Below are 13,458 nucleotides of genomic sequence, written 5' to 3'. Positions count from 1 at the left end.
GCAGCGTAGGAGCGGATCTCATCCGCGAATCGCGCCGGGGGTTCCGGCTATCGCGGAGAAGCTCCGCTCCTACGGTCGAGGTTGGTGCGGCTTCTTGTAGGAGCGGGCCCTGCCCGCGATTCGCGCGCAGGGGAATGGTGGGGCCGTGGCTGTCGTAGGATGGGTTGAGCGAAGCGATACCCATCACCAAGCACCGCATGGGTTTCGCAGGCTCAACCCATCCTACGAAGAGCGCCTCGGCGCAGTCGGCTCCCTCAGCTCACGCTCAACTGGTACCCCACGCGCTGCAGCCAGCCGGCTTCCTGTTCGAAGTCGGCCTGGGTCAGCGGGTTGGCTTCCAGCCAACCCTTGGGGAAGCGCACTTCCAGGCTCTTCGAACCCACCTTGAGGGTGACGTCCGGCATTTCCTGGGTGCCGCGGATGTGGTGGAAGAGGATGGCGAAGCGCAGCACGATGCACAGGCGGATCAGCTTGTCGCCCTCCGGGCCCAGCTCGGCGAAGCGGTCCGCCGGGATGTTGCGGCGGTGGCCGCGCACCAGCAGCGCCAGCACCTGCTGGTCCTCGCGGGAGAAGCCGGCCAGGTCCGAGTGCTCGATCAGGTAGGCGCCGTGCTTGTGGTAGTGGTAGTGGGCGATGTCCAGGCCCAGCTCGTGAGTGCGCGCGGCCCAGCCGAGCAACTCGCGGTGCCAGTCGTCCTGCAGGCTCCAGGGCTCGGCCACCTGCTCCAGCGCCTGGAGGGCCTTGGCCTCGACGCGGGCGGCCTGGTCGAGGTCGACGTGGTAGCGCTCGATCAGCGCGCTGATGGTGCGCTCGCGCACGTCTTCATGGTGATGGCGGCCGAGCAGGTCGTAGAGCACGCCTTCGCGCAGGGCGCCTTCGGAGTGCTGCATCTGCTTGAGTTCCAGCGCGTCGAACAGCGCTTCGACGATGGCCAGGCCGGCCGGGAAGATCGGCCGGCGGTCCGGCTTGATGCCGTCCAGGTCGAGCTTGTCCACGTCGCCCAGCTTGAGCACCTTGCGCTTGAGCCAGGCCAGGCCGTCGGGGTTGATCTCGCCGTTGCCGTGGCCGCCGGCCTGGATCGCCAGGCACACCGCGCGGATGGTGCCGGAGGCGCCGAGGGCCTCGTCCCAGCCCAGGCGGCGCAGGCTGTTCTCGATGCCCATCAGTTCCAGGCGCGCCGAGGTGTAGGCCTGGGCGTAGCGGGCCGGGGTGATCTTGCCGTCCTTGAAGTAGCGCTGGGTGTAGCTGACGCAGCCCATCTGCAGGCTCTCGCGCAGCTGCGACTCGAAGCGCTGGCCGATGATGAACTCGGTGCTGCCGCCGCCGATGTCGGCCACCAGGCGGCGCCCGGTGGTGTCCGGCAGGGTGTGCGAGACGCCCAGGTAGATCAGGCGCGCTTCCTCGCGGCCGGAGATGACTTCCACCGGATGGCCGAGGATTTCCTCGGCGCGGCGGGTGAATTCGTTGCGGTTGCGCGCCTCGCGCAGGGCGTTGGTGCCGACCACCCGCACCGAGCCCGGCGGCATGCCGTTGATCAGCTGGGCGAAGCGCCGCAGGCAGTCCAGACCGCGCTGCATGGCCTCTTCGTTGAGCAGGCGGTCCTCGCCGATGCCGGCGGCCAGCTGGACCTTCTCGCCGAGCCGCTCGAGGATGCGGATCTCGCCATGATCGGCCTTGGCCAAGACCATGTGGAAGCTGTTGGAACCCAGGTCCAGGGCGGCGATCAGCGGGAAGGTCTTGGCGGGGGTATGGGGCATGGTGCGAAGGTCCGTTTGTTAACCCCGCCATCCTGCCACGATAGCCCTCCGGTGCCAACGAACGCCGGGCCGTCGATCGGTTTCGCCGGGGCCGGCGATAGCGACACTCAATCGCCTGCGCCTTTCGGAAGGCGGCCAAGGCGGGCTATGATGGGCCCACTTTTTTTCGCATCCGATTCCCACGGAGAGATTTCATGAGCGAACATATCGTCAGCGTTACCGATGCCAGCTTCGAGCAGGACGTGCTGAAGGCCGATGGTCCTGTGCTGGTGGACTACTGGGCCGAGTGGTGCGGTCCGTGCAAGATGATCGCGCCGGTACTGGACGAGATCGCCAAGGACTATCAGGGCAAGCTGAAAGTCTGCAAGCTGAACATCGACGAGAACCAGGAAACCCCGCCGAAATACGGCGTGCGCGGTATCCCGACGCTGATGCTGTTCAAGGGCGGCAACGTCGAGGCCACCAAGGTCGGCGCCCTGTCCAAGTCGCAACTGGCGGCCTTCCTCGACAGCAACATCTGAATCGAGACAGCCCCCGGAAAAGCCCCGCACGACGCGGGGCTTTTTTCATTCCGTCCCCTAGACGCCCCTTGGCGCGGGTGTTACATTCGGGCCTGCAACGTTGTTTTACGTTGTCCCCTGCAAGCCGTCGCCGACGCACTTCCTATTCGAATTTCCAAGCGATCCTGTCGTCACTCTGCGGCACGGCATTAACGAGCTCACATGCTTGTTTCCCCTTTCCTCATATCTATCTAACACCTCCTTCTTATGAATCTGACCGAACTCAAGCAAAAGCCGATTACCGAATTGCTGGAAATGTCCGATGCCATGGGCCTGGAAAACATGGCCCGTTCGCGCAAGCAGGACATCATCTTCGCGCTGCTGAAGAAGCACGCGAAGAGCGGCGAGGAAATCTCCGGTGACGGCGTGCTGGAGATTCTCCAGGACGGCTTCGGCTTCCTGCGCTCCGCCGACTCCTCGTACCTGGCCGGCCCGGACGACATCTACGTCTCGCCCAGCCAGATCCGCCGCTTCAACCTGCGCACCGGGGACACCATCGTCGGCAAGATTCGCCCGCCGAAGGAAGGTGAGCGCTACTTCGCCCTGCTCAAGGTCGACTCGATCAACTTCGATCGTCCGGAGAACGCGAAGAACAAGATCCTGTTCGAGAACCTGACGCCGCTGTTCCCGACCAAGCGCCTGACCATGGAAGCCGGCAACGGCTCCACCGAGGACCTCACCGGCCGGGTGATCGACCTCTGCTCGCCGATCGGCAAGGGTCAGCGCGGCCTGATCGTCGCACCGCCGAAAGCGGGCAAGACCATCATGCTGCAGAACATCGCGGCGAACATTGCCCGCAACAATCCCGAGTGCCACCTGATCGTCCTGCTGATCGACGAGCGCCCGGAAGAAGTGACCGAGATGCAGCGCACCGTGCGCGGCGAAGTGGTCGCCTCCACCTTCGACGAGCCGCCGACCCGCCACGTGCAGGTCGCCGAGATGGTGATCGAGAAGGCCAAGCGCCTGGTCGAGCACAAGAAGGACGTGATCATCCTGCTCGACTCCATCACCCGCCTGGCGCGTGCCTACAACACCGTGATCCCCAGCTCCGGCAAGGTGCTCACCGGTGGTGTCGACGCCCACGCCCTGGAGAAGCCCAAGCGCTTCTTCGGCGCCGCGCGCAACATCGAGGAAGGCGGCTCGCTGACCATCCTCGCCACCGCGCTGATCGAGACCGGCTCGAAGATGGACGAGGTGATCTACGAGGAATTCAAGGGTACCGGCAACTCGGAACTCATCCTCGACCGCCGCATCTCCGAGAAGCGCGTGTTCCCGGCGATCAACATCAACCGCTCGGGCACCCGCCGCGAAGAGCTGCTGACCGGCGAGGAAGAGCTGCAGCGCATGTGGATCCTGCGCAAGATCCTGCACCCGATGGACGAGATCGCCGCCGTCGAGTTCCTGCTGGACAAGCTCAAGCAGACCAAGACCAACGACGAGTTCTTCGACTCGATGAAGCGCAGCAAGTAAGCGCCGCTGGTTGATCGCTGCAAGCCACGAGGCCGGGGAAACCCGGCCTTCGTGTTTCTGCGAAGTGGTGTTAAAGGCTAAACTGTCGCATCTTCGCCTACGCCATCGAGACTTCCATGCAGTATCGCGACCTGCGCGAGTTCATCGCCGCCCTGGAGCAGCGCGGCCAGCTCAAGCGCATCCAGGTGCCGGTGTCCCCGGTGCTGGAAATGACCGAGGTGTGCGACCGCACCCTGCGGGCCAAGGGCCCGGCCCTGCTGTTCGAGAAACCCACCGGCTTCGACGTGCCCGTGCTCGGCAACCTGTTCGGCACCCCCGAGCGCGTGGCCCTGGGCATGGGCGCCGAGGACGTCTCCGAACTGCGCGAGATCGGCAAGCTGCTGGCCTTCCTCAAGGAGCCGGAGCCGCCCAAGGGCCTGAAGGACGCCTGGAGCAAGCTGCCGATCTTCAGGAAGGTCATCAGCATGGCGCCCAAGGTGCTCAAGGACGCGCCCTGTCAGGAAGTCATCGAAGAGGGCGAGGCGGTCGACCTGGGCAGGCTGCCGGTGCAGACCTGCTGGCCCGGCGACGTCGCGCCGCTGATCACCTGGGGCCTGACCGTCACCCGCGGGCCGAACAAGGAACGGCAGAACCTGGGCATCTACCGCCAGCAGGTGATCGGCCGCAACAAGGTCATCATGCGCTGGCTCAGCCACCGCGGCGGCGCCCTGGACTACCGCGAGTGGTGCCAGAAGCACCCGGACCAGCCCTACCCGGTGGCCGTGGCCCTGGGCGCGGACCCGGCGACCATCCTCGGCGCCGTGACGCCGGTGCCCGACACCCTCTCCGAATACGCCTTCGCCGGGCTGCTGCGCGGCCACCGCACCGAACTGGTGAAGTGCATCGGCAGCGACCTGCAGGTGCCGGCCAGCGCCGAGATCGTCCTGGAAGGGGTGATCCACCCCGGCGAGATGGCCGACGAAGGCCCCTACGGCGACCACACCGGCTACTACAACGAGGTGGACCGCTTCCCGGTGTTCACCGTCGAGCGCATCACCCGCCGCCAGAAGCCGATCTACCACAGCACCTACACCGGCCGCCCGCCGGACGAGCCGGCGATCCTCGGGGTGGCGCTGAACGAAGTCTTCGTGCCGATCCTGCAGAAGCAGTTCCCGGAGATCACCGACTTCTACCTGCCGCCCGAGGGCTGCTCGTACCGCATGGCGGTGGTGACCATGAAGAAGCAGTACCCCGGCCACGCCAAGCGCGTCATGCTGGGTGTGTGGTCGTTCCTGCGACAGTTCATGTACACCAAGTTCGTCATAGTCACGGACGATGACATCAACGCGCGGGACTGGAACGACGTGATCTGGGCGATAACCACGCGCATGGACCCCAAGCGCGACACGGTGATGATCGACAACACGCCGATCGACTACCTCGACTTCGCCTCGCCGATCTCCGGCCTGGGCTCGAAGATGGGCCTGGACGCCACCCACAAGTGGCCCGGCGAGACCAGCCGCGAATGGGGCCGCGCCATCGTCAAGGACGAGGCGGTGAGCCGTCGCGTCGATGAGCTGTGGGCCAGTCTGGGGATAGATTGAGCTGGAAGCTAGAAGCTAGAAGCTAGAAGCTAGAAGCTAGAAGCTAGAAGCTAGAAGCTAGAAGCTAGACGCGGTTTTTACTTCCAGCTTCTGGCTTCCAGCTTCCAGCTCTCCAAGCTATAGAAAAAAGAGATCGATCATTTGAGAGTGACCTTGCAACCCTCCGGCGCCCAGCTTGAACTGCGCCCCGGCGAACGCATCCTCGACGGCGCGCGGCGCCTGGGCTACGACTGCCCGCAGAGCTGCCGCAACGGCAACTGCCACGTCTGCGCCGCGCTGCTGGTGGAGGGCAGCGTGCGCCAGGACGGCGAGGTGCGCGACCATGGAGAACTCTTCACCTGCCTGGCCGAGCCCCTGGAAGACTGCGTGCTGCACTGGGACGGCGTGCTCGCCCCGGGCGAACTGCCGCTGCGCAAGCTGGCCTGCCAATTGACGCTGTGCGAAGCGGTGGGCGGCGACGTCTGGCGCGTGCGCCTGCGCGCCCCGGCCGGCAAGCCGCCGCGCTACCACGCCGGGCAATACCTGCTGATCGAGCGCGAGGACGGCAACCACTCGGCCTTCTCCCTGGCCTCGGCGCCCCACGAGGGGCGCGACCTGGAGCTGCACATCCTGGCGCGGGAGAACAGCGCCATCGAACTGCTTGGCCAACTGCAGCGCGAGCGCATCGCCCGCGTGCAGCTGCCCTTCGGCGACGCCCACCTGGCCGAGCTGCCCGAAGGCCCGCTGGTGCTGATCGCCGCGGGCACCGGCATGGCGCAGATGCACAGCCTGATCGAGCACTGCCGCGCCCAGGGCTTCGCCCACCCGGTGCACCTGTACTGGGGCGTGCGCCGGCCCGAGGACTTCTACGCGCTGCCGCACTGGGACGAATGGAAGGGCCTGGCCAACCTGCACCTGCACAAGGTGGTCAGCGACCTGTGCGGCTGGCAGGGCCGCTGCGGCCTGCTGCACGAGGCGGTGTGCGAGGACTTCCCCGACCTGGGCAGCCTGACCGTCTACGCCAGCGGCTCGCCGGCGATGGTCTACGCCACCCTCGACGCCCTGGTGGCCGCCGGCATGGACGCCCACCAGATGCGCGCCGACGTCTTCGCCTACGCGCCACGGGATTAAGACACACCCCTGTAAGCGGGCCCTGCCCGCGATTCGCGCGCAGGGCGCGCTCCTACAGGGGGCACGGTGCTGGGGCAATCCGTAGGAGCGGATCTCATCCGCGAATCGCGCCGGTGGTTATGGCTATCGCGGAGAAGCTCCGCTCCTACAAAAACACCTCGGCGCGGTCCTCAGGGAAATACCGTCGTAGGATGGCGTTGAGCGAAGCGATACCCATCGCCATGGCAGCATGGGTTTCGCAGGCTCAACCCATCCTACGAAGAGCGCCCCGGCGCAGTCGGCAAGACGGTTGCTCCGGTATCGTTTCGCTCAATCCAACCTACGGCAACGCCGAAGGAAACTCCGCCGCAAGGGTTTGCGCCAGCCAATCGCCGAACCACTCGATATCGGCGCTGCTCGGCCCCGGCGGGATCAGCAGCTGGTAGCTTTCCAGGCGCACCTGATTGGGAAGCGGCCGCACCAGCGCGCCGGATTCCAGCTCCTTGCGCACCAGCACGTCGTTGGCCAGGGCGATGCCGGCGCCGGCCTCGGCCATGGACAGCGCGTGGTCGTTGCTGACGTAGAGCACGTCGGGGCTGACGCGGATGTCCAGTTGGTTGGCGGCGAACCAGGCGTTCCACCATTCGCCGTCGTGGACGTGGATCAGATCGTGGCGCACCAGCTCCTCGGCGCTGTCCAGCGGGCCATGGGCGGCGAGGTAGGCCGGCGAGCACACCGGGAATACCTGCGGGTGCAGCAGCGTGGCCTGGCTCTGCGGATACTGCCCGGGCATGCCGTAGGCGATGCCCAGGTCGGCGCTGTTGCCGTCCACCTCGGTAAAGGTCGGGTTCGGCTCGATCGCCACCTTCAGCCCCGGGCGCTGCTGGCGCAGGGTTTCCAGATGCGGCATCAACCAGCGCTTGGCGAAGGCCGGCACCACCAGGATCTTCAGCCAGCGTGCCGAGCCGCCGGGCACCAGTTCGAGGCTGGCCTCGGCGATCTGCTGCAGCGCTGTGGATATCTTCGCGTAGTAGCGCTGCCCGGCCGGCGTCAGGCTGACCCCGCGCGGCGTGCGCTCCAGGAGCTGCACGCCCAGCCAGTCCTCCAGCAGGCGCACGTGGCGGCCGATGGCCGGCTGGGTGACGTGCAGCGCCCTGGAGGCGGCGACGTAGCTGCCCAGGCGTGCGGCCGCTTCGAAGGCGCGCACGGCGTTGAGCGGCGGCAAGCGGGGGAGTGACATGAGGGTGGGTCTCGTGCGTTGTTAAATTATTTAATATCGAATGTAAGAAAATTGAGCTTTTTGCTCAACCGCAATCTGGCCACACTCGACCCCAGCAGCCTCACCACAAAACCAGCCGGTCACCGGCACACGCTGCAGCGCTTTCCCCATTCCTGCCACAACAAATACAAGCCTCCGCGCGCACCGCGCCAGCGGGGGAGGGAACCGGAGGTACATCCATGAGTGCCCTGCACAGCCTGCAGACGGCCGCCGTCTCCATCCGTTCGGTGCGCAAGGTCTACGGCGACCCCGACAGCGGCCCGGTGGCGCTGAAGAGCGTCGACCTGGACATCCGCGACAACGAATTCTTCACCCTGCTCGGGCCCTCCGGCTGCGGCAAGACCACCCTGCTGCGGATGATCGCCGGCTTCGAGTTCCCCACCGCCGGGGAAATCCTCCTCTACGGCGAGAACATCGCCAACCGCGCGCCCTACGATCGCCCGGTCAACACCGTGTTCCAGCACTACGCGCTGTTCCCGCACATGACCATCGCCGAAAACCTGGCCTTCGGCCTGGAGTCGCACCCCATGGGCCAGCGCCTGGGCAAGGCGGCCGTCGCCGAGCGGGTGCGCGAGATGCTCGCCCTGGTGCAGATGGAACGCTTCGCCGAGCGCCGCCCGACGCAGCTCTCCGGCGGCCAGCAGCAGCGTGTGGCCCTGGCCCGCGCGCTGGCCCCGCACCCCAAGGTGCTGCTGCTCGACGAGCCGCTCTCGGCCCTGGACCTGAAGCTGCGCCAGGCCATGCGCGAGGAGCTCAAGACGATCCAGGCCAAGACCGGGATCACCTTCATCTTCGTCACCCACGACCAGGAAGAAGCCCTGACCATGTCCGACCGCATCGCCGTGCTGGCCAATGGCGAGGTGCAGCAGGTCGGCCGGCCGACGGACATCTACGAGCAGCCGCGCAACCGCTTCGTCGCCGACTTCATCGGCGAGACCAACTTCCTCCCGGCGCAGGTCGCCGAGCTGGCCGGCGAGCAGGCGCTGTTCCGCATCCCCGGCGGCCAGGCGCTGCGCGCGGCGGGCCGCGAGGGCCTGCGCGAAGGCGCCGAGGTGACCCTGTCGATCCGCCCCGAGCGCCTGCGCCTGGTCGGCGCCGACACCCCGGACGCCACGCCCTGCACCCTGGCCGAACAGGTCTACCTGGGCACCGACCTGCAGTACCAGGTGCAGCTGGCCGACGGCACCCGCCTGCGCGTGCGCACGCCCAACAGCGCCGGGCAGAGCCAGCGCTTCGCCGCCGGCGAGCGCCTGGGCCTGCAGTTCGACCGCGACAGCGCCAGCGTGCTGCTGGACTGAGGAACCCGCCATGACCACTCTCACCGTACGCCCCGGCAACGCCCTGGAGCGGCGCCGGGCCCTGGCCGGCCTGCTCGGCGTGTCGCCGGCGCTGCTGGCGATCGGCCTGTTCCTGGTGGTGCCGATCCTCATCGTCGCCGCCTACTCGCTGATGCAGGCCAACCCCTATGGCGGCGTCAACCACGTGTTCAGCAGCGACGCCTACGTCTCGCTGCTGTTCGAGCGCCAGCTGGACGACAGCCTGGCCTTCGCCGACTCTTACCTGGTCATCGCCCTGCGCTCGCTGGGCATCGCCACGGCTACCACCGTGATCACCCTGCTGGTGGGCTTCCCGGTGGCGGTCTGGCTGGCCATGCAGCCGGCGCGCCGGCGCGGCCTGCTGATCTTCCTGATCACCGTGCCGTTCTGGGCCAACCTGCTGATCCGCACCTACGCCTGGATCCTGCTGCTGCGCGGCACCGGGGTGATCAACAACGGCCTCATGGGCCTGGGCCTGATCCACCAGCCGCTGCCACTGCTGTACAACGACGGCGCGGTGCTGCTGGGCCTGGTCTACACCTACGCGCCCTTCGTGGTGCTGCCGATCTACTCGACCCTGGAGAAGATGGACATGCGTCTGCTGGAAGCCGCCCAGGACCTCTACGCCGGGCGCCTGCGCACCCTGCGCAAGGTGGTGCTGCCGATCGCCCGGCCGGGCATCCTGGCCGGCGCCATCCTCACCTTCGTGCCCTGCCTGGGCGCGATGATCGCCCCGGAACTGCTCGGCGGCGGCACCAAGATGATGCTCGGCAACCTGATCTTCCGGCAGTTCGCCGACTCGCGTAACTGGCCCTTCGGCGCCGCCCTGTCGCTGGTGCTGATGGCGGCGGTGATGCTCGCCCTGACCTTCTACGCGATGCGCGCCGAGCGCCTGCGCGTGGCCCGGGGAGGTGTGTGATGCCGAGTCTGTTGCGCAAGCGCCGTCTCGGCGTGCAGGACTTCCCCGGCTTCGGCGGCTTCAGCCTGCTGTTCTACCTCTACCTGTACGCGCCCATCGTGGTGCTGGTGGTCTACTCGTTCAACGCCAACCAGTCCGCCACCGTGTGGACCGGCTTCAGCCTCGACTGGTACCGCGCCGCCTTCGCCAACCAGGCGCTGCGCAGCGCGGCCGGCAACAGCCTGCTGATCGCCGTGTGCGCCAGCATGATCGCCACCGCCATCGCCACCCTGGCCGCGCTGGGCACCTCGCGCGGGGCCAGGTTCAAGGGCATGCGCCTGTCCATGGGCGCCATCATGCTGCCGCTGGTGCTGCCGGAGATCGTCGTCGGCGTCGCCACCCTGGCGCTGTTCTCCAGCCTCGGCGTGTCGCTGGGCTATGGCAACCTGATCATCGCCCACACGGTGTTCTGCATTCCCTTCGCCTACCTGCCGATCCGCGCCCGCCTGGAGGACATGGACCTGTCCCTGGAGCAGGCCGCCGCCGACCTCTACGCCGGGCCCTGGCGGACCTTCCGCAAGGTCACCCTGCCGCTGCTGATGCCGGGGATCTTCTCCGGGCTGATGCTGGCCTTCATCGTCTCGCTGGATAACTTCGTGATCTCGATGATGGTCTCCCAGGCCGGCACCACCACCTTGCCGATCTTCATCTTCGGCCTGCTGCGGATGGGCGTCACGCCCGACGTCAACGCGGTGTCGACGCTGATCCTCGGGGTTTCCGTGTTCTTCGTCAGCCTTTCCTTCCTGCTCGGCAAAGCCAAAGCCTGAGCGCCACGCCACAACCGGGAGTCAACATGAGCAAGTCGATCGCAGTCATCGCCGCCACCCTGTCGCTGAGCCTGGCCGGCGCGGCTCACGCCGCCGGGCAGGTCAACGTCATCAGCTGGAGCGGCTACTTCTCGCCGCAGATCCTGGAGAAGTTCGAGAAGCAGACCGGCATCAAGGTCACGGTGGATTCGTATGATTCCAACGAGACCCTGCTGGCCAAGCTCAAGCAGGGCGGCAGCGGCTACGACGTGGCCATCCCCTCGCACCAGTTCGTGCCGATCCTGGTCCACGAGAACCTGCTGGAGCGCTTCGACCCGATCAAGCAGCCGTACTACGCGAACATCGAGGACAACCTGCGCAAGCCCACCTGGGACCCGGAAGGCGGCTACTCGGTGCCCTTCATCTGGGGCACCACCAGCGTGGTCTACGACACCGCCGCCTACAAGGGCCCGGCCGACAGCTACTCGCTGCTGTTCCAGCCGCTGCAGGAGCTGCAGGGCAAGATCAACATGCTCGACTCGGTCAACGAGGTGATGGACACCGCCAGCCTGTACCTGGGCGTGCCGCTGTGCAGCGAGGACCCGAAACAGGTGCAGCAGGTGCTGAACCTGCTCAAGGCGCAGAAGCCCTTCGTCAAGACCTATAGCTCCAAGGCCGGCTCGGTGCGCGAGAACCTCGCTTCCGGCGAGACCTCCATGTCGCTGTTCTGGGGCGGCTCGTCGCTGCGCGCGCGGGAGATGAAGCCGAGCCTGAAGTACCTCTACCCCAAGGAAGGCGTGATGGCCTGGGTGGACAACCTGGTGATCCCCAAGGGCAGCAAGAATCCTGACGCCGCCCGCCAGTTCATCGCCTTCATGAGCCAGCCGGAGAACTCGGCGATCACCCAGAACTTCCTCAAGCACCAGAGCCCGATCAAGGGCACCGACGCCTTCCTCGACCCGAGCCTGAAGGATGCGCCGGAGCTGCACATCCCCGAGGGCACCAAGGTGGTCTTCAGCAAGACCTGCGGCGAAGGCGCCATCCGCCTGGCCGACCGCCTGTGGACCAACCTGATGCGCTGACCGAAGGCGCTGGGCCCCCGCGTTCGCGGGGGTGACGGGGTGGGGCAGGGCGCCGCGAGGCGCCGTGGCTTCGCTCACCCCGTCGAAAGTCGCATCTGCACAAACATCGTTCCGTCATTCCCGCGAACGCGGGAACCCAGAGAAAGGCCGCGTCACATGAGCCAGAACCTGAATATCAGCCCCCTAGTCCAGCTCCAGGCCCATGAACTGGCGCAGCTCATCCGCCTGCGCCAGGTCTCCTGCCGCGAGGTGATGGGCGACTACCTGGCGCACATCGAGCGCTTCAACCCGGCGGTCAACGCCCTGGTCAGCCTGCAACCGGCCGAGGCGCTGCTGGCCCAGGCCGACCAGCGCGACGCCGAGCTGGCCCGTGGCGAATACCGCGGCTGGATGCACGGCCTGCCCCACGCCATCAAGGACCTGTCGCTGACCAAGGGCATCCGCACCACCCTGGGTTCGCCGTTGTACCGCGATTACGTGCCCGAGCGCGACGGCATCATGGTCGAGCGCATCCGCGCCGCCGGCGCCATCCTCATCGGCAAGAGCAACACCCCGGAATTCGGCCTCGGCTCGCAGAGCTACAACCCGCTGTTCGGCGCCACCGGCTGCGCCTACGACCCCAGCCGCACCGCCGGCGGCAGCAGCGGCGGCGCCGCGGCGGCCCTGGCCATGCAACTGGTGCCGGTGGCCGACGGCAGCGACATGATGGGCTCGCTGCGCAACCCGGCGGCCTTCAACAACATCGTCGGCTTCCGCCCGTCCCAGGGCCGCGTGCCCTTCGACGACGCCGCCGACCTGTTCTTCGACCAGCTCGGCTACGAAGGCCCCATGGGCCGCAGCGTGCGCGACGTGGCCCTGCTGCTGTCGGTGCAGGCCGGCAGCGATGCCCGCGCGCCGCTGTCCATCGCCGAATCCGGCAAGGCCTTCGCCGGCCCGCTGGAGCGCGACTTCAAGGGCGCGCGCCTGGGCTGGCTGGGCGACCTCGGCGGCCACCTGGCCATGGAGCGCGGCGTGCTGGAACTGTGCCAGCGCTCGTTCGCCGACTTCCAGGCCATCGGCTGCGCGGTCGAATCCTGCGAGCTGGGCTTCTCCGCCGAACGCCTGTGGGACTGCTGGCGCACCCTGCGCCACTGGTTCGTCGCCGGCTCCCTCGGTGCCGCCTATGCCGACCCGGCCAAGCGCGAACTGCTCAAGCCGGAGGCACACTGGGAAGTGGAGAACGGCCTGCGCCTGTCGGCCATGGATGTTTACCAGGCGACGGTGGCGCGCAGCGACTGGTACCGCGCCATCCAGCGCCTGTTCGAGCGCTACGACTACCTGCTGCTGCCCAGCGCCCAGGTGTTCCCCTTCGACAAGAACCTGCACTGGCCGAAGGAAGTCGCCGGCCGCGCCATGGACACCTACCACCGCTGGATGGAAGTGGTGATCCCCGCCACCCTGTCCGGCTGCCCTGTCGCCAACGTGCCGGTAGGCTTCAATGAACAGGGCCTGCCCATGGGCCTGCAGATCATCGGTCGGCACCAGGCCGACATGGCCGTGCTGCAACTGGCCCATGCCTACGAGCAGGCCACCCAATGGTATCGGCGCTGCCCGCCGCCGCTGCTGGCGCAGTGAGGCG

The 13,458-nt window shown here is 67.1% G+C and carries 11 protein-coding genes; 9 read left to right on the top strand and 2 right to left on the bottom strand.

Annotated elements, in window-relative coordinates; all coding sequences use genetic code 11:
- Window positions 1-254 precede the first annotated feature (254 nt).
- Entirely contained in the window at window positions 255-1,757 is a 1,503-nt protein-coding gene (ppx, locus tag PM1_RS28550; protein WP_009615068.1) for an exopolyphosphatase, read from the bottom strand.
- A 194-nt stretch (window positions 1,758-1,951) separates the two neighbouring features.
- On the opposite strand from ppx, the gene trxA reads away from it, so the two are divergent.
- The 4 genes from trxA (at window position 1,952) to PM1_RS28530 (ending at window position 6,480) form a co-directional block, all read left to right on the top strand.
- Window positions 1,952-2,278 carry a thioredoxin TrxA gene (trxA, locus tag PM1_RS28545; protein WP_009615069.1) on the top strand — a complete coding sequence of 109 codons (327 nt, stop codon included), beginning with the start codon at window positions 1,952-1,954 and terminating at the stop codon, window positions 2,276-2,278.
- Window positions 2,279-2,524: 246 nt separating this feature from the next.
- Window positions 2,525-3,787 carry a transcription termination factor Rho gene (gene rho / locus PM1_RS28540; protein ID WP_009615070.1) on the top strand — a complete coding sequence of 421 codons (1,263 nt, stop codon included), beginning with the start codon at window positions 2,525-2,527 and terminating at the stop codon, window positions 3,785-3,787.
- A 116-nt stretch (window positions 3,788-3,903) separates the two neighbouring features.
- The gene (ubiD, locus tag PM1_RS28535; protein ID WP_009615071.1) at window positions 3,904-5,370 is read left to right on the top strand and encodes a 4-hydroxy-3-polyprenylbenzoate decarboxylase; all 1,467 of its coding nucleotides are present in this window, start codon (window positions 3,904-3,906) and stop codon (window positions 5,368-5,370) included.
- Between the two features lie 141 nt (window positions 5,371-5,511).
- Window positions 5,512-6,480 (top strand): CDP-6-deoxy-delta-3,4-glucoseen reductase, encoded by a 969-nt coding sequence (locus tag PM1_RS28530; RefSeq protein ID WP_024128814.1) that lies wholly within the window; start codon window positions 5,512-5,514, stop codon window positions 6,478-6,480.
- 319 nt (window positions 6,481-6,799) lie between these two features.
- Here the strand turns inward: PM1_RS28530 and PM1_RS28525 are convergent, their stop codons facing one another.
- The gene (locus tag PM1_RS28525; RefSeq protein ID WP_009615073.1) at window positions 6,800-7,699 is read right to left on the bottom strand and encodes a LysR substrate-binding domain-containing protein; all 900 of its coding nucleotides are present in this window, start codon (window positions 7,697-7,699) and stop codon (window positions 6,800-6,802) included.
- Between the two features lie 218 nt (window positions 7,700-7,917).
- On the opposite strand from PM1_RS28525, the gene PM1_RS28520 reads away from it, so the two are divergent.
- The 5 genes from PM1_RS28520 (at window position 7,918) to PM1_RS28500 (ending at window position 13,454) form a co-directional block, all read left to right on the top strand.
- Window positions 7,918-9,036, top strand: a complete 1,119-nt coding sequence (locus PM1_RS28520; protein ID WP_009615074.1) for an ABC transporter ATP-binding protein — start codon at window positions 7,918-7,920, stop codon at window positions 9,034-9,036.
- A 10-nt stretch (window positions 9,037-9,046) separates the two neighbouring features.
- Entirely contained in the window at window positions 9,047-9,973 is a 927-nt protein-coding gene (locus PM1_RS28515; protein WP_009615075.1) for an ABC transporter permease, read from the top strand.
- A complete protein-coding gene (locus PM1_RS28510; RefSeq protein WP_009615076.1) occupies window positions 9,973-10,779 on the top strand; it encodes an ABC transporter permease in 807 nt (268 codons plus the stop codon). Before PM1_RS28515 ends, PM1_RS28510 begins: the two co-directional genes overlap by 1 nt.
- Before the next feature lie 26 nt (window positions 10,780-10,805).
- Entirely contained in the window at window positions 10,806-11,840 is a 1,035-nt protein-coding gene (locus PM1_RS28505; protein WP_009615077.1) for an ABC transporter substrate-binding protein, read from the top strand.
- A gap of 156 nt (window positions 11,841-11,996) precedes the next feature.
- Window positions 11,997-13,454 carry an amidase gene (locus PM1_RS28500; RefSeq protein WP_009615078.1) on the top strand — a complete coding sequence of 486 codons (1,458 nt, stop codon included), beginning with the start codon at window positions 11,997-11,999 and terminating at the stop codon, window positions 13,452-13,454.
- Window positions 13,455-13,458 lie beyond the last annotated feature (4 nt).

The sequence above is a fragment of the Pseudomonas sp. M1 genome, from assembly GCF_022760135.1.
Classification (GTDB): domain Bacteria; phylum Pseudomonadota; class Gammaproteobacteria; order Pseudomonadales; family Pseudomonadaceae; genus Pseudomonas; species Pseudomonas citronellolis.
Note: the sequence above shows the minus strand (reverse complement) of the source record. Positions and strands in the feature narration are given on the sequence as shown.